Genomic DNA, 22,333 nt, shown 5'->3' on the forward strand with positions numbered 1-22,333 from the left:
TTCAGGCTGTCGGACTCTCTTCCGCCAGCGGAAGATCGGCGGTGCAGTGGCCGCACTTGGTCGCTTTGATCGGAATCGTCATGAAGCAGTGCGGACACGCCTTGTCCGTCGGTGCCTTGGGAGCGACCGCTTCCTCGCGCTTCATCCGATTGATGCTGCGCACCAGTAGAAAAACGACGAACGCAACGATGATGAAACTGATCACCGCGTTGAGAAACAGACCGTAGTCCAGCGTGACGGCGCCCGCTTCCTGAGCCGCTCCCAGAGAAGCATAAGGTCCCGGCGCACCGCCCTCCTTGAGCACGACATAGAAATTGGCGAAATCGACTCCGCCGATGAGCAGCCCGAGCACCGGGTTGAAGATATTCTTCACCAGGCTCTGCACGATCAGCGTGAAAGCCCCGCCGATGATGATGCCCACCGCCATATCGACGACATTACCTTTGACGGCAAACTCTCGAAACTCTTTGAGGAATTTGGAAGCCATCGGCTTTTCCTTTTCTGATCGAACGGGTTGCTCTCGACTGAACTGGCGCTGACCACCGTGGCGGACACGGCGGTTTTCAGAATGGCTCAAGCGGCATCTAGCGGCAAGGCCAAATCACGCCATGGCTCGCATGAGTACCCTATAAACCAAGAACGCCCTGCAAGCCAGAGGCATCCTTCAAGGAGAAATGTCCAGAAACAGCTTAGCCTCGGTCAATGCTCGCGCGTGGCCCTGAATTCGATCTCCGGCCAGCGTTCCTGAGTCATTTGAAGGTTGACCCGCGTCGGCGCCAGATAGGTCAGGTAATTTCCGCCATCCAGCGCCAGATTGGCGCTCGCCTTGCGCCTGAATTCATCGAGCTTCTTGGCATCCTTGCTGTAGATCCAGCGCGCCGTGTGAACGTTGACCGGCTCGTAGATACAGTCGACCTTGTACTCTTCCTTGAGCCGATGCGCGACGACATCGAACTGCAGCGTACCCACGGCACCGACGATCAGGTCGTTATTGTCCAACGGCAGGAAGACCTGCGTTGCGCCCTCCTCCGAGAGCTGCTGCAGGCCCTTCTGCAACGCTTTCATTTTCAGCGGATCACGCAGCCGGACGCGCCGGAACAGTTCCGGCGCGAAGTGCGGAATCCCCAGGAAGCGCATGTCCTCGCCGGCGGTGAAGGTATCGCCGATCTGAATCGTGCCATGGTTGTGCAGGCCAATGATGTCTCCCGGCCATGCCTCTTCCACGTGCGAGCGATCGGAGGCCATGAAGGTCAGCGCATCCGCGATCTTGACCTCCTTGCCGATACGCACATGTCGCATCTTCATGTTGCGCTCGTACTTGCCGGAACAGATACGTAGAAACGCGACCCGATCCCGATGTTTAGGATCCATGTTGGCCTGGATCTTGAAAACGAAGCCGGAAAACCGGCCGTCATCGGCAACGACTTCACGAGCGTCGGTTTCCCGCGCCTGAGGCGTTGGCGCAAACTCGACGAAGCCGTTGAGCATTTCGCGCACCCCGAAATTGCCCATGGCAGTCCCGAAGTAGACCGGGGACAGTTCCCCACGACGATAGGCTTCCAGATCGAACGTGTGTGAGGCACCGCGTACCAGCTCGACCTCCATGCGCAGCTCTTCCGCCGCGCTCTCACCCAGCACCCGATCGACTTCGGCGCTGGCCAGCCCTTCGATACGCTTGTCTTCAGGAATGCGATTGCCCTGGCCCTGGGTATAGAGATGAACCACATCATCGTAAAGGTGGTAGACGCCCTTGAACTGACGGCCCATGCCGATCGGCCAGGTCATTGGCGCGCACTGAATGTTCAGTACCGTTTCGATCTCGTCCATGACCTCGATCGGATCACGTGTCTCCCGATCCATCTTGTTAACGAAGGTCAGGATCGGCGTGGTCCGTAATCGGCACACTTCCATCAGTTTGATGGTTCGATCCTCGACGCCCTTGGCCGCATCGATGACCATCAATGCGGAATCGACGGCGGTCAGCGTGCGGTAGGTGTCCTCGGAGAAGTCCTCGTGTCCGGGCGTATCGAGCAGATTGACGATGCGCCCGTTGTATGGGAACTGCATGACGGAAGTGGTCACCGAGATGCCACGTTCCTGCTCCATTTTCATCCAATCGGACGTGGCGTGGCGCTCGGCTCGCTTGCTCTTGACCGAACCGGCCAACTGAATGGCATTACCGAACAACAGCATCTTTTCGGTAATCGTCGTCTTACCCGCATCGGGGTGACTGATGATGGCAAAAGTGCGACGAAGGGCCGCTTCCTGTGCAAGCTGAGCATCTGACATGAATGGCTTCACTGGCTAGAGGCGACTCACAAGCATCATGAGTCGATGGTTGAGAGTTCGCGGGGGATCGAAGATGGCGGCGATTGTACGCGCTGAACCGGCAGAGTTGTAGCCGCCGCCATGGCTGCGGCCTTTCGAAAGACGAGGCCAGGACACAACACCAGAGACGTCTAAACGATATCGCGAGCCCGCCCCTGTGCGACAAACGGACGCCTCTTTCTTTCGACCTGTCCACGTTCCTCGCGGCTTGCGTTACCATGACCGCGATAACCGCGGCGATGTCGAGTCAGCCGCGCTGCTCTCGTTCGCGTTTCGAACGTCTCGCCAACCCGACTCGATACCGGAGAGACCATGCTGCAACCGCTTCCGCTCTCGACGCCGAACCGTAACCTGGTTCGTTTGACGATCGTCCGCGGGATTACCTGGACCGGCTTCTTGGCCGCGATCATATTCGGCATTGAAGTGCTGGGGTTTCAGCTCCACGTTCTGCCGGTCATCAGTGTCATCGTCGCCATGGGCCTGTTCAACGTGGCGACATGGTGGCGACTGGGACGCCCGCGCGCCGTGACCGATACCGAATATCTGCTGCACTGGCTGGTCGACATCGCCGGACTGAGCTTGTTGTTCTACTACACCGGCGGTTCGACCAATCCTTTCATCACCTATCTGCTGGTGCCTCTGGGCATCGCCGCCTCCACGCTGCCATGGCCTTATGCCTGGGTCATCGCCATGGCGGCTACCGCCAGCTACACGACCATGATGCTGTTTTATCAACCCGTTCCTCAGTTGACCAATAGCACGATCGTGTTCGGGGTCCAGTTGCATACTCTCGGCATGTGGTTGAACTTCATTCTTTCCGGCAGTCTGCTGACTTTCTTCATTTTCAAGATGGCGCAAACCTTGCGCCGGCGTGACATGACGCTGTCTCGCACCCGTGAAGCCGCCCTGCGCAACGAGCAGATCCTGGCCGTCGCGACCCAGGCTGCAGGTACCGCTCACGAGCTCGGCACCCCGCTGTCGACGATGGCGGTGCTACTCAAGGAGATGCGCCACGAAGCCAGCCAGCAGCCAGCACTAGTGGAAGACATTGATCTGCTCCGCAGCCAGGTCGACACCTGCAAGCAACGCCTGCAGACACTCGTCGCCAATGCCGATCGACGCCGTCTGGAGAAGCCCGAGACACGGCGCGCGACGCCCTGGCTCGAGAATCTGATCCAGCGCTGGCTGGTGCTCAGGCCGGACGTCCATCACCGGCTGGAGGTGCTCGGAAAGCGCGGCCAGCCCAGCATCGCCGTGGACGCCACGCTGGAACAGGCGCTGATCAATCTGCTCAACAATGCCGCCGACGCCAGCCCCGAGGCCATCGTGACCAGCCTCGATTGGGATACCGAGGAGGTGGTCATCGACATTCGTGATAAAGGCCCCGGGGTGCCGATGTCGATCGCCGACCAGCTGGGCGACACCTTCATCTCGACCAAGAGCAAGGGGATGGGGATCGGCCTGTTTCTGACCCACGCCACCGTCAGTCGATTCGGTGGCGGCGTGAGTCTCTATAACCACGAGGAAGGCGGCACGTTGACCGAGGTCAAGCTTCCCCGCGTCAGGGCTGGCGAAAGCCTGTGATGCTTACGTCCGCGATCCCCCGAACAGGATTCAGTGACAGGAGGTTTCAGTGATGAGTGACTCGCAACGGACGCCCGATCAGGAGCGTCTGCTGATCATCGACGACGACGAACAACTCTGTTTCGTCATGGAACGCGCCATGCGCCGACGCGGCTACGACGTGGTCGTCGCCCACACCTATGATCAGGCTCTGGCCGTCGCGCGGGAAACACCGCCCGCGCTGGCAACTCTCGATCTCAAGCTGGAATCCGACTCCGGCTTGAAACTGCTACCCGCATTGCTCAAGGTCGCGCCGGCATGTCGCGTCGTGGTGCTGACCGGGTACTCGAGCATCGCAACCGCCGTGGAAGCCATGAAGCTCGGGGCCGCCAATTATCTCTGCAAGCCGGCCGATGCGGACGAAATTCTGCAGTCGCTCGAGCGCGAGACCGGCGACGGCGACGTCCAAATTGCCGACAACCCGCCGTCGGTCAACCGGGTCACCTGGGAGCATATTCAGAAAGTCCTGCAAGAGCACGACGGCAATATCTCCGCGACCGCCAGAGCTCTGGGCATGCATCGCCGTACCTTGCAACGCAAACTGCAGAAGCGCCCGGTAAGACATTGATACCATTCGACTGACCCATGCCCTGTCAGTCGCTGCTTTTCACCGGCTCGACGAAGAGTCGTCCTATTCTTCGTCAACCAACGCGCCCAGTTTCATCACCGAGCTGGAGAGCGCCCTAGCCCTTCCCGACAGGAGTCCATCGTGGACCACACCCAGCGACTCGAGCAGATGATCCGCATCGCCCGTCAGGCCGGCGAAATGATCGTTCAGGCCCGCGAGAAACAAAATTTTTCCCGCCAGTACAAAGGCGGTGACGAGCTGGTAACCGAAATAGATGTTGCCGTGGATCAGATGATCGCCGATGAACTGGAATCGCTGTTTCCCGGCGAAGCCAGACTGACCGAAGAACTCGCGCCGGACCGCAGTCAACTCGAGCAACGAGGTGCGCTCTGGATCGTCGATCCCATCGACGGCACGGTCAACTTTGCCTACGGACACGCCCATGTCGCCGTGTCGATCGCCTGGGCGATGAATGGAGAGGTTCAACTGGGCGTGGTTCATGCCCCGTTCCTGGGCGAAACCTTCACCGCGGTGCGCGATCAGGGAGCCCGACTCAACGATGAGTCTATGCACTGCAGCCAGGCAAACACCCTGGAGAGGAGCCTGGTCGCGACGGGCTTTCCCTACGCTCGCGACAAACGCGCGCCACTGATCAAACGCCTCAATCATGTGGTCCATGCTTGCCGTGACGTTCGCCGTAATGGCTCCGCCGCGCTGGACCTCTGCCACGTGGGTTGCGGGCGGCTTGACGCCTACTACGAAAGTGTCTTGCCCTGGGATTTTGCTGCTGGGCTACTGATCGCCCGAGAAGCCGGCGCAACAGCGAGCCATCTCTATGAATGCCCCGAGAGTCTGCCGGTCGAACTCTATGGCGAGAACCTGCTGGTCAGCGCTCCCGACATTCACCAGTCGCTCGGGAATCTGCTGCGCGACGCTGATGCGGGTCAGCGGCTCGAGTCCTGAAGTCGGCCATGCTACGCCGTGGCGAGAACCGCGGCGTATTGCGAGACTTGCCCACAAACTTCGAGACCGGCCAGCAACCCCTTAGACCGAAATGAGACCGATAGTGGCCTGCAATAACGAATGTAGCGAGACTCTATTGGTTCGGCCGGGTTTAATACGAAAGAATAAGCCCCACTCTATTGATACTCTCTTCCCTTCGAAGTGAATTCATCATCCAGACCAGGAGAATCATTGATGCTGACCGTCATTTTTGGCCGCCCCGGCTGCCCGTTCTGTGTTCGCGCCAAAGACCTGGCGGAAAAACTGAAAGAAGCACGAGACGATTTCGATTTTCGCTACATCGATATTCATGCCGAAGGTATCACCAAGGCCGACATGGAGAAGACAATCGGCAAGCCGGTCGAGACCGTGCCGCAGATCTTTGTCGACCAGACGCACATCGGCGGCTTCACCGAATTTGATCAATATGTCCAGGACAAAGCCTTGATGCCTGAAAACGCTTGAGGCATTAGACGAGACGTAACGACAAGAGCCGGCTTTCGCCGGCTCTTGTCGTTATGGAATGTAGGTTTGCCTCGAGTATCGATCCACCTCGTCAACCAGGTTGATAGGCCGGCTCGTCGTACTCCTCCTCCGGATCACCTTCCAAATTCAGTTCATGTTGATAAGGCCCGTGACGGGGATCCAGCTCATTGATGTAGTGAGTAGATTCCACCATCGGCACCAACGGCATGTAGGGCTCCTGCTCTTCCGGCGCCATGACAGGTTCGCGCCGCCACAGCCGATAGGCGATGAACAATGCCAGACCCAGCGCCGCCGCACCCAGGAACAGCCACAGACCATCCGGTCCCACACTCTGCATCAAGATCGATGCGCTGAACGGCCCTACCACGGACCCGACGCCGTAACACATCAGGATCTTGCCGTTGGCCTGAATCGTCTCCTCGGGCTCCAGCCAATCGTGGGTATGCGCCAGGCTCAGCGAATAGAGCGTATGCAGCATCGCGGTATGGAAACTGGCCACGAACACCAGCAGCCAGTAGCTGGAACGTGCGGCAAACACGATCAGAACGCCCGATATCGCCATGACCACCGCCATGCACAGAATGACCTTGCGACGATCGAAACGGTCCGAGACCCGCCCCAGGGTCCATTGGGCGATGAGCGCCACCAGCGTGGTTATCGACATGAACTTGGCCGTCTGAGCGGTGGTAAGTCCGATCTCCTGGCCATAGTAAGGCGTCATGGCGAAAAACGCCTGGACCATCAACCCTGCCACGAAAGCGCCGACAAGACCGACCGGCGCTCTTGCCAGCAGTGTTCGCAGCGATATCTTGACTGGCGCGCTCTGACTGTTGCGCAGCGGCCCTTGGATCCGGTGGATCGACAGTGGCACCAGCGATAGCGCAAACAGCACGCCCGCCACCGAGAACAGCACGAACGTGCCCGGATCGGCCATATTGAGCATCCACTGCCCGCCCGCCAGCGACAGCGTCGAGATCACCAGATACCAACCCAGCACTCGGCCTCGATTTTCATTGGTCGATTCGCCAGACACCCACGACTCCATCACCATCAGCAGCCCCGCCGTCGCGGCACCGCCGAACAGCCGCCATACCAGCCACGCCCAGGGATTGACCCATAACCCATGCAGAATGGCGGTGGCGGCGAGCAGCGCTGCACATGCCGCAAACACGCGGATGTGGCCAACGCTCCGGATGCGTTTTTCCAGCCAGTAACTGCCGGCCACGAATCCCAGCGAAAAGCAGGACATCAACAACCCCGCCATCTGCGAGGGAAAGGCCTCCAGCGACATCCGTACACCCAGCAACGTCATGATCAACCCGTGGCCGAGAAGAAAGCTGATCTCGCACAGAAACAGAATGGGAAGGGTCGCGGGTAAGGAACGCAACGGCACTCTCCAGATAGCGTCGGTAAGGGAAGACGGCCAGCGACTTGACGTCGAGGCGAATCGATATGCGGTTCTCCGTGTCGAACGGAGGCGAAAGCGGCGGCATTCTATCAATTCATGGGGGATATTGCCGAGATTTGGCGATATCGATACACCACGACGACCGACACAAATTATTCACATCTTCTGTGGATAACGCTGTGCATTACCGGTGGCTGGGTTCGAGGGTCGTCGGCCCCACCCACGCTGGTCTTAAATTGGTCAGTTTTTCGACAATGAGAAATCTCAATCTCGGCTCACGCATAGGCTTTCTCTTCACGAAGATTTTTCGTTGACAACGGGTGAACGACTCGAGGTGCTGGGCAGCCTTGCGACATTCCAGTAACATCGAGCCAAGTCATTGATGGAGAATGGCATGTCGACCCTCAAAGGGTTGATCAGCGTCCTGCTGCTGATCTTCAATACGCTTTTCTGGGGGGTTCCCCTGGTGGCGTTGACTGCGCTGAAACTGATCACGCCAACCCGGCATTGGCGCTTGCGGATACTGGGAGGATTGCACCGCATCGCGCTCGCGTGGATAAGAACCAACAATGTCTGGATCCGTTACTGGATTCATCCACAGATTCGAGCCGATATTCCCGAGACGCTGTCGCCGCATCAATGGTGGTTGATGATTGCCAACCATCAGAGCTGGACCGATATCATGGTCATGCTCTACGTGCTGACCGGACGAGCGTCGATGCCGAAGTTCTTTCTCAAGCGAGAGTTGATTCTGGTCCCTATCGTCGGCTTGGCCTGGTGGGCGCTCGAATTTCCATTCATGCGGCGTTACAGCCGGGAAAAGCTCACGCGCAATCCCAAGCTGGCCGAGCGAGATCGCCAAGCGACGCAGCGCATGTGCGAGCACGCCCGAGAGATGCCGATGACGATCTATAACTTCGTCGAAGGAACGCGTTTCACGAAACAAAAACAGCATCGCCAGGGAAGCCCCTATCGGCACCTGCTGCGCCCCAAGGCCGGCGGCATTGCTCAGGTGATCAGCCTGCTGGGGCCGCGACTGGACGGCATTCTCGACGTGACTCTGCATTATCGGCGCAGCACGCCTAATTTCTGGGACTTCCTCTGCGGTCGAGAGTCAGAGGTGGCGATATCCGTCAGATGTCTCGACAGGCCAGAATGGATGCTGGAGGGCCGCTACGGCGACGCCCAATACAAGGAACGTTTCTACACATGGTTGAATTCACTGTGGCAGGAAAAAGACGCAGCGCTCTCCTCTTACTGCTGGGACTGATGTTCATCCTTGGAGGCTGCGCCAGCGGCGGCACTCGCATTGCCGACGGCGGTGGTTGGGTGACGGTTCAGCGCGGCGATACGCTGGGGAAAATCGCCGACCAGGCGGGCATTCCGCTACTGCGTCTGCAACGCTTCAACCCGGGTATCGACTCTCGCCACCTGGCCATTGGGCAGCGCCTGATGCTGCCTTCCCGGCAGGAACGCGCGCCGGGGGACGGCCCTTATCGTTATCAGGTGCGTCGGGGAGACTCGCTGTATTCGATCGGCCGCTATTTCGGCGCTAACCCTCAGCGCGTCCAGGCTGCCAACAAGGGTATCGACCCTTCGCAGCTGGCCGTTGGTCAACTGATTCAGATCCCGTTGGGCGGCGGATCTTCGTCAAACGGCACCCGACGATCAACCTCGACGCCAGCGGCGTCTCGTTCTCTGCCGGATCCCGGCCCGCTACCGTCATCCGCGAGCCGGTGGCAATGGCCATTGGCGAACTACAGCGTCGAGCGTCGCTTTGGTCGAGATTCTCACGGCACGCTGCAACCCATGATGCTTTCCACAGAGGCGGCGGCGAAGGCGAAAGCGACCACCTCGGGCAAGGTTCGTTTTGCCAGCGGGATGCGCCAGCTAGGTCAGGTCGTGATCCTTCATCACGCCGATAACATGCAGAGCGTCTACGCCTTCTGCGGCAAGCTACTGGTCACCGAGGGACAATCTGTCTCGGCCGGCGCGCCGCTATGCGACATCAGTCAGGAGAGTGACGGCAGCCGCTACCACTTGCTGTTCGATCTCCGTCATGGTGGCAAGCCCGTGGATCCCGCGCGCGTGCTACGCTAGTTCAGCGGTGTCATGAATTCGTCATCACCGTGACGCATCAGCGTCATGGGTAACCCGCATGATCAAGGACCGGATCAATACGGTTGATGACAAGTCGGGCGCAGTGGCAGCTTCGCCAGCGTGGAAGGAGTGGTAACGATGCGCATAGCCCTGGTCAGTGAAACCTGGGCGCCAGAGGTCAATGGCGTAGCTCATACCCTGAGCCATTTCGCCAGCCATCTGGTGTCCAAGGGCATCCTGCTGCAGCTGATACGCCCTGATCCGGCGGATGGTAAGCGCGACCCTCTAGCCGAACGCGACGTTCATGTGCGTGGCGTGGCACTGCCGATCTACGCCGATGTACATGTCGGATGGCCTTGCCGGGGCCGGCTGATGCGGCTATGGCGCCAAGAGCGTCCGGATGCCATCTACATTGCCACCGAGGGTCCCCTGGGCTGGTCGGCACTGAACGCAGCACGGCGGCTTCGAATTCCGGTCGTCAGCGGCTTCCATACCAACTTCGATCAGTACGCCAGCAATTACCATCTCGGCTGGAGCATTCCCATTGCCCGCCGAGGTCTGCGCTACTTCCATAATCGTTGCGAGGCCACCCTGGTCCCCACCGCAGCGCAGCGTCAGTTGCTGGAAGATGCCGGTTACCGTAGCGTCTCGGTTCTCGCCCGGGGAGTCGATGCCAACCGCTACCATCCCTCGCGGCGAGATCCCGATCTGCGGCGTCAATGGGGGGCCGCCCCTCACCAGCCCATCGCGCTCTATGTCGGCCGTCTCGCCAGCGAGAAGAACATAGAACTGCTGGCCAGCACGATGGCGGCGATGCGACGCGCCAACCCGGCACTGGTACAGGTCCTGGTCGGTGACGGCCCCGCCCGCAAGACGATTACTCAACGGCTGCCGGATGCCATATTTACCGGCTTTCAGACCGGCGAGGCACTGGCACGCCACTATGCCAGCGCTGACATGTTCGTCTTCCCCTCTCTTTCCGAAACCTTCGGCAACGTCGTACCGGAGGCAATGGCCAGTGGACTTGCCATCGTCGCTTTTGACCACGCGGCGGCCAAGGAACTGATCAACCACGACGTGAATGGACGTCTGGTGCCACCAGGTGACGACCAGGGCTTCATTGATGCCGCCAGCGAACTGTGCGTCCAGCCGGCGTTGTACGCCCGCTTGGGCTGCGAAGCTCGCAAACGCGTCTCGAATCTGAGCTGGTCACGCATCGGTGACCGCTTTCTCGCGCACTTGATCCAGGCTCAGGGGGCCCCACATGCTGCCACGCACACCACGTCTCAGGTTTGAACGGCTGGATCGACTCGAGAGTCGGCTCAGTCACCGACTGGCAGAATTTTCCCGGCACATCCCGACACTATGGCTGTTTCGCGCCGTCAGTCGTCTAGGTGACTGGCCCGCCTGGGTCATGCTGGCACTGCTGCAGCCTCTATGGCACGGCAAAGCCGGATGGCTGATAGCGGTGCATTGGGGGCTGACAGCTAGCGTTGCCGCGCTGCTGTATCGCGTGCTCAAGACTCGCCTGTGCCGCGAACGCCCCTACATCACCTACTCCACGATTCGTTGCACCATGCCGCCGGTCGACCGCTATAGCTTTCCCAGCGGGCACACGTTACACGCGGCCATGTTTACGTGTCTGACCGCTGCCACCACCCCGCAGCTGCTACCGATCGTGATTCCTATCGCGATCCTGATTGCCGCTTCCCGCGTGGTGCTCGGGCTGCACTATGTCAGCGACGTCGTCGTGGGTGCTTTGATCGGCGCGGGACTGGCCTGGTGCAGCGGCCTGATAGCATTGTTCGCCGGGAGCTAGGCCCGTTGCCATGATCGACACCACACGCGCCGACTGGCAATATCTCAGTGACTCTCCTTTGCTGACGCTGCTTCCCGGCTTCCTGTCGGGAGCGGAGGCAACGAGATTGCAGCACGCGCTCGACAAAGAGATCGACTGGAGCTCTCCGTCCATTCGACTCTACGGGCGGTTGCATACGATTCCGCGCTCTCAGTGCTGGATGGGAGATAGCGATGCCGGTTACCGCTACTCGGGACAAACGTTTCAGCCGCAGCCGTGGCATTCGCTGGTCCTCATGCTGCGAGACCGCGTGAAAGACGTGCTGCAGAGGTGCAATCTACCGTTTACCGACTTCAACAGCGTATTACTTAACCACTACGCCAGCGGTGAGCAGCGCATGGGGTGGCACAGCGACGATGAGCCCGAGCTTGGTGATCGACCCATCGTGGCATCGATCTCGCTGGGCAGCGAACGCCCGCTGCGCTTTCGAAGAAAGACGGGATCGGCCCGGTGCGCGTTCAACGTCTGGCTACCTCATGGCAGCCTGCTACTCATGGGCCCCGGTGCCCAGCAACATTGGCAGCATGCACTAGCCCCACGCGCAATCGAAGGTGGCCGAATCAATCTCACCTTTCGCCGGATCGTCTAGCAGACGACTCGTCGGATTTTCTGGCACTTGTCAATTTGAGCGGCATCTGTCCGATTGTCTGAAGATGTGGCTGCTGGGAAGGCCTTTTCTCTATGCCAAACGAAAAACGCCATCTCGAAAAAGAAGGCGTTTTAAGATAACGGTATAAATATGGAATTTCAGGCAGTGTTCATCCGCGGTAGTAATTCGCTGCCACGAACGGCATGGGGCTGATGACCATCGGCAGCCGCTTGCCGCGAACATCGGCATACAGCGTCGCGCCTTTCTCGGCGGAGTCGATGACAACGTAAGCCATCGCAACAGGCGCTCCCACGCTGGGACCGAAACTGCCGGATGTGACGTGACCGACCTCGTGATCGTCTGCATCGAACAGCTTGGCTCCCTCTCTCACCGGCGCGCGGCCCTCGCCGATCAATCCCACCCGGCGACGGCGATGATCCTTCGCCTGCAACTGGTGAAGCACCATGTCGGCCCCAGGGAAGCCAGCTTCCCGCTCGCCGCCTACGCGACGCGGCTTGCCCACTGCCCAGGAGAGACTCGCTTCCACCGGCGTGGTGGTAGTGTCGATATCGTGACCGTAGAGGCAGAGCCCCGCTTCCAGCCGCAGCGAATCCCGTGCACCAAGGCCGATCGGCTCGACCTCCGGCTGCTCGAGAAACCAGCGCGCCAACGCTTCAGTCGCCTCGGACGGTGTCGAAATTTCGAAACCGTCTTCTCCGGTATATCCGCTACGACTCACCCATATTTCATGCCCCATCACCTCAAAGCGGGCGTGCTGCATGAACACCAGTTCGCAAGCAGCCGGACAAAGGCGCTGCATGACATCCCGAGCTTGTGGGCCTTGCAGTGCCAGCAAGCCTCGATCCAGAACTTCGACATCATGTCCTGTCCCGAGGCCAGTGCGCATCAGCGCGATGTCTTGGTCCTTGCACGCCGCATTGACGACCACGTACAGCGACTCGCCATGGTTGACGATCATCAGGTCATCCAGCACACCGCCTTCGCTATTGGTGAACAGCGCATAGCGCTGGCCACCTTCCACCAATCCGACGACGTCGGCTGTCACCAGGGTTTCCATCGCGACGGCGGGCGATGGCCCAGTCACTTTCACCTGGCCCATGTGAGAGACATCGAACAGACCACAAGCTCGACGCGTATGCTCATGCTCCTTCTTGACGCCCAGAGGGTACTGCACTGGCATGCTGTAGCCGGCGAACGGCACCATTTTCCCGCCAAGCTGCTGATGCAGCGCAAACAACGGTGTCTGTTTCATGTTGGACATCAATGTCTCCCGTTAAGAGCAGATAGTAGAAAATTACGCGTCTCGATCACGGTCTTCCAGCGCTTCACCCGGTAGCACGGTCTTACCGGCGAAGTGGTCGCGGGTCAGCTTGAATACAACCGGAGACAACAGTGCCAAGGCGATCAGATTGGGGATCGCCATCATCGCGTTGAAGGTATCTGCCACCAGCCAGATGAAATCCAGTTTTGCCATCGCCCCGATCGGCACTGCCAGCACGAATAGAATCCGGTAAAGCAGAATCGCCCGATCACCGAACAGATACTGAAAGCACTTTTCGCCGTAGAACGACCAGCCCAGAATCGTGGTAAAGGCAAATATCGACAACGCGATCGCCACGATGTGCTGACCGATACCGGGCAAGGCGCTGTCGAACGACAGCGAGGTCAGGCCCGCGCCGCTTTCGCCATCCAGCCAGTGCGTCGAGGTCAGAATCACCAGCGCAGTCATGGTGCAGACCACCAGCGTATCGATGAAGGTGCCCAGCATGGCGATCAACCCTTGGCGCACCGGATTGCGTGTCTGCGCTGCGGCATGGGCGATCGGCGCACTCCCCAAACCGGCTTCATTGGAGAAGATCCCCCGAGCGACACCGAAACGAATGGCCGCCGCAACCGCTGCGCCAGCAAAACCTCCACTGGCGGCAATGGGCTGAAACGCATGCTCGAAGATGGTCCCCAGAGCACTACCGATCTGATCGGCGTTGATGATCAGGACGACCACACCTGCTGCGAAGTAGGCGACCGCCATCAGCGGCACCAGTTTGCCGGCGACGCTGGAGATACGCTTGATGCCGCCCAGGATGACGGCGCCCGCCAGCACCATGATGATCACGCCGGTCAGCCATGCCGGCACACCGAACGATGTGGTCAACGCATCGGCCACCGAGTTGGCTTGCACGGTATTGCCGATACCAAAAGCGGCGATGGCACCGAAGAACGCGAATAACCCGCCTAACCAGGCCCAGCGCTTGCCGAGGCCGTTACGGATGTAATACATCGGCCCGCCGACGTGGTTTCCGCTGGAATCGGTCTGCCGGTAGCGCACGGCCAGCACGGCTTCCGCGAACTTGGTCGCCATACCCACCAAGGCAGTCAACCACATCCAGAAAACCGCACCCGGCCCACCCAGGGCGATAGCCGTGGCTACACCGGCGATGTTGCCGGTACCTATGGTCGCCGAGAGCGCCGTCATCAGTGCGTTGAACGGTGATATCTCACCCTGGTCATGAGTGTCGGCATCGCTGCGGCGCCCACGCCATAATAAGCTAAAACCCAGCCCCAATTTGCGGATGGGCAGCAACCGGAGGCCCAACTGTAGATAGATACCGACTCCGAACAACAAAATCAGCATCAGCGGGCCCCAGACCACGCCATTGATGGCGCTAAATACAGCAGTCAGTGAATCCATGGCGAACTCCATTGGCACGTTATTGTGTATTGGTAACGCTATTGTGTGTCGATCACATTAGAGCGTCTTGCGAACCGGCAGGTGAATTTCTTTCCATCCGGGTCGATCTTCTGAAGTAAAGCGTCGCAACAATAGAGGATTCGACTGTCTGCCTACAATTATCCCATGGCATCCACCTGGCAAGATGGCTCATGGGCCTGTCCGACGATCGCTCGCATTGAGTCGGGTGGCGGGTACGTCAGGTCGTATGGTCCGTACTCAAGGCACCATAGCGAAAAGCATCTTTGTTTCCAATAAGAAACACCGGCTTCCCGATGCGGGGTCGGTTGACGTCGGCGTTTTTTTCACCCTACCCGATGTCGGGATAGACAAGAATGGAGCCCTACGACTCTACGCAAGTGACGCCGTGACACGCTCGAGGTGGAGTTAGTCGTCGCAGGACTGGACGTTTTTGGGATCTAGGCCCAACCTAGAAGCGCGATTCGCGAGAAGCTGCGATGGAAGCACGTGAGACTATGCCATTCGATCCCGCATTGAGGCATAATGCTCGCCAAAATCCCCCGTATCGAAAATTGTTTCTTATAGGAAACCTCATGAGCGAAATTCCTAATAACCTGCTCTATACCGACAGCCATGAATGGGTGCTGGACAACGGCGACGGTACCGTGACCGTCGGCATTACCGACCATGCCCAGGAAGCACTGGGTGATGTCGTTTTCGTCGAACTGCCGGAAGCAGGCCGAGAACTGGATGCTGGCGACGAGTTCGGCGTTATCGAGTCGGTCAAGGCGGCGTCCGATCTCTTCTCTCCGCTGGCCGGCGAAATCGTCGAAGTCAACGAGGCGCTGGAAGATAGTCCCGAGACGGTGAACGACTCTCCCTACAGCGACGGCTGGATTCTCAAGCTGCAGCTGGCCGATCAGGGCGATCTTGAATCACTGATGTCGGCCGAAGCCTACAGCGACCTGGTCGCGGCCGAGGAAGATCAAGACAGCTGATCGCCGGTCTTTCTCGCCACCTGCTGGCCTGACCGTTCGGTGCCTCTCCACCGGACGGTCGCGTCCCTTTCCTAGCAATCTCTTGCCAACCTCGCCGGATAGATTATGCCCACCGAAACTCGCCCATTGACCGAACTGGCCAACCACGCCGATTTTCTTCAGCGTCACAATGGCCCGACCCGACACGATGTCGCCGAGATGCTCAAGGCTCTCGATATGACGTCGATGACGACGCTGATCGATCGAACCATTCCCCAGGGGATTCGTCTCGATGGCGAGTTGGCACTGGACGGCCCTCGAGGCGAGTCGGAAGCGCTGGACTATCTGCGGGGTCTGGCGCGGCAGAACAAGGTATTCAAGAGCTACATCGGACAGGGGTATTACCCTACTCACCTACCGGCGGTGATTCAGCGCAACGTGCTGGAAAATCCGGGCTGGTATACCGCCTATACGCCGTATCAGCCGGAAATTGCCCAGGGTCGACTGGAAGGACTGCTCAATTTTCAGCAGATGGTGATGGATCTGACCGGTATGGCGATCGCCAACGCTTCGCTGCTCGACGAGGCAACAGCGGCAGCCGAAGCGATGGCACTGTGTCGGCGCTCGAACAAGAAGCAGAAGAGCCAGCGTTTCTTCGTCGCCGATGACGTCCTCCCGCAGACGTTGGACGTATTGCGCACCCGTGCCGCCTACCTGGGATTCGAGCTGGTCGTCGCACCCGCAGCTCGGTTGGCCGATGAAGAGGTCTTCGGGGCCCTACTGCAGTATCCCGGCGTCGACGGTGATATCGGAGATCTCGAGAATCTGGTCACCACGGCACGCTCGCGCCAGATCATGACCTGCGTGGCGGCGGATCTGATGAGTCTGGTCATGCTCAAGGAACCTGGCGCCATGGGTGTCGACATCGTGCTGGGCAATTCTCAGCGCTTTGGCGTGCCGATGGGGTACGGCGGTCCTCACGCTGCCTTTTTCGCTACCAGTGAGTCACTCAAGCGTTCACTGCCGGGGCGTGTCATCGGCGTTTCCAAGGACAGCCGTGGTCGACCTGCCCTGCGCATGGCCATGCAGACGCGCGAACAACATATTCGCCGCGAAAAGGCGACATCCAATATCTGTACCGCCCAGGCATTGCTGGCGAACATCGCCGGTTTCTATGCCGTCTACCACGGTGCCGAAGGCCTTCGGACCATCGCCGGGCGCATCCATCGCCTGACAACGCTTCTGGCGGCAGGCCTGGTGCAGCATGGCATCACGCTCAAGCACGACAGCTGGTTCGACACCCTGACATTGACCGGCGTCGACAGCCATCGTATTCAGGGCCGAGCCTTGACCCGCGAGCTCAATCTTCGCTATCCCGTGGATGGTGAAGTCGGCGTGAGTCTCAACGAAACCACGACGGCGGCCGACCTGGCGGTACTTTTCGATGTACTGATCGGCGAGGAGCATGGCCTATCGGTGAGCGAACTGGACCGCGAAGCCGTCGAACAGGGTTCCAGCGGTATCCCCGTCGCCTACCGTCGCGACAGCGAGTTTCTTCAGCATCCCAATTTCCAGCGCTTCCGCAGTGAAACCGAAATGCTGCGCTACCTCAAGCGCCTGGAAAACCGCGATCTGTCGCTCACCCACGCGATGATTCCGCTGGGGTCGTGCACCATGAAACTGAATGCCACCAGCGAGATGATCCCGATCACCTGGCCGGAATTCGCCAATATTCACCCATTTGCACCAAATGATCAGACGTCCGGCTATCGTCAGATGATCACCGAGCTCAGCGACTTCTTGATCGAAATTACCGGCTACGACGATATCTCGATGCAGCCAAATTCCGGTGCCCAGGGCGAGTATGCGGGACTGGTCGCCATTCGTCGCTACCAGGCCGCGGTCGGCGAAGGACATCGTGATATCTGCCTGATACCCAGCTCGGCCCATGGCACCAACCCGGCCTCTGCCGCCATGGCGCAGATGAAGGTCGTCGTCGTGGAATGCGATCGAGACGGCAATATCGACATGGCCGATCTTGAGACCAAGGCCACCAAGCACTGTGACAGTCTCTCGGCGATCATGTTGACCTATCCCTCGACTCATGGCGTCTTCGAGGAAAACATCCGCCAAGCCTGCAAGCTCGTTCACGACAATGGCGGACAAGTCTACATCGACGGTGCCAACATGAATGCGCAGGTCGGTCTATGTCGCCCCGGCGATTACGGCGGCGACGTCTCGCATCTCAACCTGCACAAGACGTTCTGCATCCCGCATGGCGGCGGCGGGCCAGGAATGGGGCCGATCGGCGTGAAGGCACATCTCGCACCCCACCTGCCCAATCACGTCGTGACGCCGCAGGAGGGCATCGACAAGAACTCCGGCGCCGTCTCGGCTGCCGCCTTCGGCAGCGCCTCGATCCTGCCGATCTCGTGGGCCTACATCAAGATGATGGGCGCTCGCGGGCTCCGTGAAGCCACCGAGCTGGCCATACTCAATGCGAATTACATTGCCAAGCGGCTCGAGGCGCACTATCCCGTGCTCTATCAAGCCGCCAATGGCACGGTTGCCCATGAGTGCATTCTCGACATCCGCCCTCTCAAGACGGCTTCAGGGATCAGTGAAGAAGACATCGCCAAGCGTTTGATGGATTACGGCTTCCACGCCCCGACGATGTCTTTCCCGGTCGCCGGCACCCTGATGGTCGAGCCCACCGAGTCCGAGTCACGCTACGAAATCGATCGCTTCTGCGACGCCATGATCGCCATTCGTGAAGAAATTGCACGTGTCGAATCCGGCGAATGGTCGAAGGATTCGAACCCGCTGGTGCTGGCGCCCCATACCATGGCGGATGTAACGGAAGAGACTTGGGAGCGCCCCTACTCGCGTGAGCGAGCCGCCTTCCCGACAGAAGCCGTGCGTGACGCCAAGTATTGGCCAGCGGTCAACCGTGTAGACAATGTCTTCGGCGATCGTAATCTGATCTGCAGCTGCCCGCCGATCGATGCCTACCGGGATGCCTAGCAAGTCATTATCGAAACCGCAGTAGCCAGAACCAAAACGGCCGCTCATGGAGCGGCCGTTTGTCGTTGAATATCTCATGCCCCACCGAAATCTCGTCCCCGCACTGAAGACAAGCAGCGAACGAATAAGTTGAACGGATATCGGGTGTCAGGGCTATTCCAGCGTGGGGAGCTCGCTGTATCCATAAAGGGCATTGAGACGCTGCTGGCGAAAGGATGACAACAACTGACGGTAGCGCTTGGGCAATTCCACATCCGTACGCGACACCAAGTGCAGTGTTTCGTAGACCGGCTGCGCCAGCGGCATCTCCTTGACCTGACGTTGCCATGGCGACGTCTCCAGAACCGGTCGCGATACCACCGTGAATCCCAGCCCTCGGGCCACCGCATCCAGAACCTGACCCACTTCGTTGGTGAATCCCTGTCGCGGGAAATGGCTCATGCTGCGAAACTCGTTGCCGAAGTTGCTTCGCAACAGCAGACCCGCATTGGTATTGCCGTCGTTGTAGTTGACGAAACCCAACGCCAGCAGCTCGCTCAGCGTGGTGCCGGTAAAATCGGCCGGTACGACCAGGCACAACGGCTCTTGATGCCAGGCCTCGAAACTCAAATCGGGCTGCTTGCCGACCTCGGTGACGATGCCCACGTCATAGCGCCCTGCCATCACGTCCTGAGCGATCTCATGATCGAAAGCGAAACTATAGTTGACCGTCAGCCCCGGATGCATCTGCTGATAGCCCAGCAAAAAAGGATAGAACATCAGTCCTACGCTGCCAGGCGATGCGATACGACACTCGCCACTGTCGGGCGAGTCGTCATCCAGCGAGCGGCGAAAATGCTCATGCTCGGCAAATAGCTTGACCGCGTAGTCATAAGCCCGACGGCCAGCATCCGTCAGCGAAAATCGGCGACCATGACGATTGAGCAGAGATCGGCCGAGATACTCTTCCAGCTTGCGCACATGCTGACTGACCCCGGGCTGCGTCATGTCGAGCTTGCCCGCCGTCTGAGTAAAGCTCCCCGTTTCGACGAGCATCATGTAAGTACGGAAATACTGAGCGTTGAACATGGAAACGCAGATCACTCACACTGTTCGGCTGGTAAAGCGTCTCGAAATAGCCAACCTTGCATGCGGCACTTCGATAACGCCTCGTTGTCGCCCATAGGCGTTCTAATCATAACAGTTTATGGACATTGCCGCATTGCCACTACGGTAGAAAATCGTTCGGAAACCGTGGTAGGAGACGCAAACAAGGCCTGATCGGTCGAGCGCAACGCCGCGGTTTCTGAACCGAGCACGAAACTTGGAAACGCCGTTCACGGCTTCCTATAGCTGCGGCTCTGCTCTGCGGCGAGCTACCTCGCATGTTAGCATTGACCCACTTTCAACCAGGATTGAAGAACCCTATGTCTGATCCCTTCGCGCAGCGCGCCAAGGCCGTGCAGCAAACGCTACTTGTCATGGAAGAGAACGCCGATGATGGTGAACTTTTTGCTCTCGGCTACATGATCCCGCAAATCGGTCTGGTTCAGGAAATGGCCGACTACGACCCTGCCGATGTCGACGCCTATGATTTCGACGCGACTTACTGGCAATGGCTGGAAAGCACTTTCGCTCAGGACAACATGAGCCAAGCCGATCGCGAACAGATTGCCGCTCTATGGCAGACCGCCGCCGCACGCGCCGAGCACTAATTTACGATTTTCATTGCCATGAGGATGCCGTCCATGCCAGAGACGCTATCAACCATCGTTTCCCCCGAGGGTAGTCTCGAGGTGCTGTCCCAGTCCGAAGTCAACCGGCTGAGGGATACCTCGACGAGCGGTCTTCACGACCTGGTCAGACGCTGTGCACTGGCCATTCTCAATTGCGATACCCCCACCGACGATGGCTTGGCGGTCATGGAAGCCTACAAGGACTTCGAGATCGAGGTCCTGCAGCAGGATCGCGGTATCCGGCTCAAGCTTTCCAATGCCCCGGCCTGCGCCTTCGTCGACGGGCGCATGATTCGTGGCGTGCGCGAACAGCTCTCCGCCGTGCTGCGCGACATCGTCTACGTCTACAACGAGATCCAGAACAACCCCAAGTTCGACCTCAAAACCAACGAAGGCGCCACCAACGCTGTATTTCATATCCTGCGTAACGCCAGCACGCTGCGTACCGCACAGGAGCCGAGCATGGTCGTCTGCTGGGGCGGCCATTCGATCACGCGTGAAGAGTATGATTACACCAAGGCGGTGGGCTACCACATGGGTCTGCGCGGGCTCGATATCTGCACCGGATGCGGCCCCGGCGCCATGAAAGGGCCAATGAAAGGCGCCAATCTGGCCCATGCCAAGCAGCGGCGCAAAGGCAGCCGATACCTGGGGATTTCCGAACCGGGCATCATCGCCGCTGAATCACCCAACCCGATCGTCAACGAACTCGTCATCATGCCGGACATCGAGAAGCGCCTGGAAGCGTTCGTGCGTGTCGGTCATGGGATCGTTGTGTTTCCCGGCGGCGTGGGAACCGCGGAAGAGATTCTCTATTTGCTCGGCATTCTGATGCACCCGGACAATCGCGACATTCCCTTCCCGGTCATTTTTACCGGACCGGACAGTGCTCACGACTACTTCCAGCGCATCGATGAATTTCTGCGCTACACATTGGGCGAAGAAGTTCGCCAGCACTATCGTATCGTGGTCGACGACCCGGTCAGCGTCGCGCGCCTGATGCGCGACGGCATCCAGGAAGTGGCGGAGTTTCGACGGGAACAAAACGACGCGTTCTACTTCAATTGGCGTTTGAACATCGAGGGTGGTTTTCAGCAGCCCTTCGAACCCACTCATGAGGCGATGTCGGCGTTGGCGCTACACCACGACCAGCCCAATCATGAGCTGGCAGCCAACCTCCGACGGGCGTTCTCGGGCATCGTCGCTGGCAACGTCAAGGAACCCGGCGTGCGCGCCATCGCGGCTCGCGGCCCCTTCCGATTGCATGCCGAGCCAGAATTGATGAAACGTCTGGATACGTTGTTGACCTCATTCGTGGCGCAGGGACGCATGAAGCTGCCGGGCAGCGAGTACGTCCCTTGCTACACCCTTGGCTGAGGCTTGCTGCCTCGGGGAGAAGTTCGACCCCGGTGAGCACGACACCCGGAGGCGTATGGAAGACGCCAAACGCGAAGACGGCGAGCCAAAGGCTCGCCGTCTTCGTTTTTATGTCGCAACTGGCAACGATCCCAGATGAAAACCGCGCTGCTCGTTTGGCACGACAGGTTCGGCCAGAACAAATTTAACGAGGCAGAACTCAACGACGACGCCAGATTCGAATGACCACGTGCAGCAGCAACCCCAGCGCCGCGCCCTGTGACACGATCACGGACCAGTGGTCGGCAGCGACATCGAACCAGTGCCAGATAGCCATCAGCGCCATACCTCCAATCAGACATCCCGCGAGATGCCGGAACGCTGCAGGACAACGCTGCCGCTCCGTCGTCGCCATCAAACGCCAGAATCCGATCAACGCCGTGACGACCGCAAGCGCCAGGATGGCCAGCAGCGTCAATCGAGTGGTGTCGTGCAAGAACCAGTAACGGGGCAGCGAAAGCAGCATGACCATAGCCAGACCGAGCAACGTACTCCACCGCGTTGCGGTCAGCGTTCGCGGCAAAGACAC

At 59.2% G+C, this 22,333-nt stretch carries 20 protein-coding genes; 13 read left to right on the forward strand and 7 right to left on the reverse strand.

Annotated features, from left to right (window positions below; genetic code table 11):
• Position 1 precedes the first annotated feature (1 nt).
• Both mscL and DOM27_RS11640 read right to left on the reverse strand, forming a co-directional pair.
• Positions 2 to 487: a large-conductance mechanosensitive channel protein MscL gene (mscL, locus tag DOM27_RS11635; RefSeq protein WP_110656134.1), complete on the reverse strand. Its 486-nt coding sequence runs from the start codon at positions 485 to 487 to the stop codon at positions 2 to 4.
• A 212-nt stretch (positions 488 to 699) separates the two neighbouring features.
• Positions 700 to 2,289, reverse strand: coding sequence for a peptide chain release factor 3 (locus DOM27_RS11640; protein WP_110656135.1), 1,590 nt, complete (start codon positions 2,287 to 2,289; stop codon positions 700 to 702).
• A 351-nt stretch (positions 2,290 to 2,640) separates the two neighbouring features.
• Here DOM27_RS11640 and DOM27_RS11645 point away from each other — a divergent pair, with 351 nt between their 5' ends.
• The 4 genes from DOM27_RS11645 (at position 2,641) to DOM27_RS11660 (ending at position 5,986) form a co-directional block, all read left to right on the forward strand.
• Entirely contained in the window at positions 2,641 to 3,912 is a 1,272-nt protein-coding gene (locus tag DOM27_RS11645) for an ATP-binding protein (protein ID WP_110656136.1), read from the forward strand.
• 52 nt (positions 3,913 to 3,964) lie between these two features.
• On the forward strand, positions 3,965 to 4,519 hold the full coding sequence (locus tag DOM27_RS11650; protein ID WP_110656137.1) for a response regulator transcription factor: 555 nt from the start codon (positions 3,965 to 3,967) through the stop codon (positions 4,517 to 4,519).
• Between the two features lie 141 nt (positions 4,520 to 4,660).
• Positions 4,661 to 5,482 carry an inositol monophosphatase family protein gene (locus DOM27_RS11655; protein WP_425353294.1) on the forward strand — a complete coding sequence of 274 codons (822 nt, stop codon included), beginning with the start codon at positions 4,661 to 4,663 and terminating at the stop codon, positions 5,480 to 5,482.
• A gap of 234 nt (positions 5,483 to 5,716) precedes the next feature.
• On the forward strand, positions 5,717 to 5,986 hold the full coding sequence (locus DOM27_RS11660) for a GrxA family glutaredoxin (protein WP_075563812.1): 270 nt from the start codon (positions 5,717 to 5,719) through the stop codon (positions 5,984 to 5,986).
• Between the two features lie 91 nt (positions 5,987 to 6,077).
• Here DOM27_RS11660 and DOM27_RS11665 read toward each other — a convergent pair whose 3' ends face one another.
• Positions 6,078 to 7,394: an MFS transporter gene (locus DOM27_RS11665; RefSeq protein ID WP_110656139.1), complete on the reverse strand. Its 1,317-nt coding sequence runs from the start codon at positions 7,392 to 7,394 to the stop codon at positions 6,078 to 6,080.
• A gap of 415 nt (positions 7,395 to 7,809) precedes the next feature.
• Here DOM27_RS11665 and DOM27_RS11670 point away from each other — a divergent pair, with 415 nt between their 5' ends.
• From DOM27_RS11670 to DOM27_RS11690, 5 genes are all read left to right on the forward strand, one after another.
• Positions 7,810 to 8,685 (forward strand): acyltransferase, encoded by an 876-nt coding sequence (locus tag DOM27_RS11670; protein WP_110656140.1) that lies wholly within the window; start codon positions 7,810 to 7,812, stop codon positions 8,683 to 8,685.
• A complete protein-coding gene (locus DOM27_RS11675; protein ID WP_110656141.1) occupies positions 8,625 to 9,515 on the forward strand; it encodes a murein hydrolase activator EnvC family protein in 891 nt (296 codons plus the stop codon). Before DOM27_RS11670 ends, DOM27_RS11675 begins: the two co-directional genes overlap by 61 nt.
• 138 nt (positions 9,516 to 9,653) lie before the next feature.
• Entirely contained in the window at positions 9,654 to 10,811 is a 1,158-nt protein-coding gene (locus DOM27_RS11680) for a glycosyltransferase family 4 protein (RefSeq protein WP_110656142.1), read from the forward strand.
• On the forward strand, positions 10,780 to 11,334 hold the full coding sequence (locus DOM27_RS11685) for a phosphatase PAP2 family protein (protein WP_110656143.1): 555 nt from the start codon (positions 10,780 to 10,782) through the stop codon (positions 11,332 to 11,334). The genes DOM27_RS11680 and DOM27_RS11685 overlap by 32 nt, the downstream gene beginning before the upstream one ends.
• 10 nt (positions 11,335 to 11,344) lie before the next feature.
• Positions 11,345 to 11,962 (forward strand): alpha-ketoglutarate-dependent dioxygenase AlkB family protein, encoded by a 618-nt coding sequence (locus DOM27_RS11690; RefSeq protein WP_110656144.1) that lies wholly within the window; start codon positions 11,345 to 11,347, stop codon positions 11,960 to 11,962.
• A 169-nt stretch (positions 11,963 to 12,131) separates the two neighbouring features.
• On the opposite strand, the gene gcvT is transcribed toward DOM27_RS11690, so the two are convergent.
• On the reverse strand, positions 12,132 to 13,244 hold the full coding sequence (gene gcvT, locus DOM27_RS11695) for a glycine cleavage system aminomethyltransferase GcvT (RefSeq protein WP_110656145.1): 1,113 nt from the start codon (positions 13,242 to 13,244) through the stop codon (positions 12,132 to 12,134).
• A gap of 33 nt (positions 13,245 to 13,277) precedes the next feature.
• Positions 13,278 to 14,672, reverse strand: coding sequence for an alanine/glycine:cation symporter family protein (locus DOM27_RS11700; RefSeq protein WP_110656146.1), 1,395 nt, complete (start codon positions 14,670 to 14,672; stop codon positions 13,278 to 13,280).
• 593 nt (positions 14,673 to 15,265) lie between these two features.
• Between DOM27_RS11700 and gcvH the strand changes: the two genes are divergently transcribed.
• Positions 15,266 to 15,670 (forward strand): glycine cleavage system protein GcvH, encoded by a 405-nt coding sequence (gene gcvH / locus DOM27_RS11705; protein ID WP_110656147.1) that lies wholly within the window; start codon positions 15,266 to 15,268, stop codon positions 15,668 to 15,670.
• Between the two features lie 105 nt (positions 15,671 to 15,775).
• Positions 15,776 to 18,673: an aminomethyl-transferring glycine dehydrogenase gene (gene gcvP / locus DOM27_RS11710; RefSeq protein WP_110656148.1), complete on the forward strand. Its 2,898-nt coding sequence runs from the start codon at positions 15,776 to 15,778 to the stop codon at positions 18,671 to 18,673.
• 153 nt (positions 18,674 to 18,826) lie between these two features.
• On the opposite strand, the gene DOM27_RS11715 is transcribed toward gcvP, so the two are convergent.
• Positions 18,827 to 19,741 carry a LysR family transcriptional regulator gene (locus tag DOM27_RS11715; protein ID WP_110656149.1) on the reverse strand — a complete coding sequence of 305 codons (915 nt, stop codon included), beginning with the start codon at positions 19,739 to 19,741 and terminating at the stop codon, positions 18,827 to 18,829.
• Between the two features lie 338 nt (positions 19,742 to 20,079).
• Between DOM27_RS11715 and DOM27_RS11720 the strand changes: the two genes are divergently transcribed.
• Positions 20,080 to 20,367 (forward strand): YfcL family protein, encoded by a 288-nt coding sequence (locus DOM27_RS11720; RefSeq protein WP_157956759.1) that lies wholly within the window; start codon positions 20,080 to 20,082, stop codon positions 20,365 to 20,367.
• A 33-nt stretch (positions 20,368 to 20,400) separates the two neighbouring features.
• Positions 20,401 to 21,765 (forward strand): nucleotide 5'-monophosphate nucleosidase PpnN, encoded by a 1,365-nt coding sequence (gene ppnN, locus DOM27_RS11725; RefSeq protein WP_110656151.1) that lies wholly within the window; start codon positions 20,401 to 20,403, stop codon positions 21,763 to 21,765.
• A 199-nt stretch (positions 21,766 to 21,964) separates the two neighbouring features.
• Here the strand turns inward: ppnN and DOM27_RS11730 are convergent, their stop codons facing one another.
• Positions 21,965 to 22,333, reverse strand: coding sequence for a hypothetical protein (locus DOM27_RS11730; RefSeq protein ID WP_157956760.1), 369 nt, complete (start codon positions 22,331 to 22,333; stop codon positions 21,965 to 21,967).

This window comes from Salinicola halimionae (assembly GCF_003206065.1).
GTDB lineage: Bacteria > Pseudomonadota > Gammaproteobacteria > Pseudomonadales > Halomonadaceae > Salinicola > Salinicola halimionae.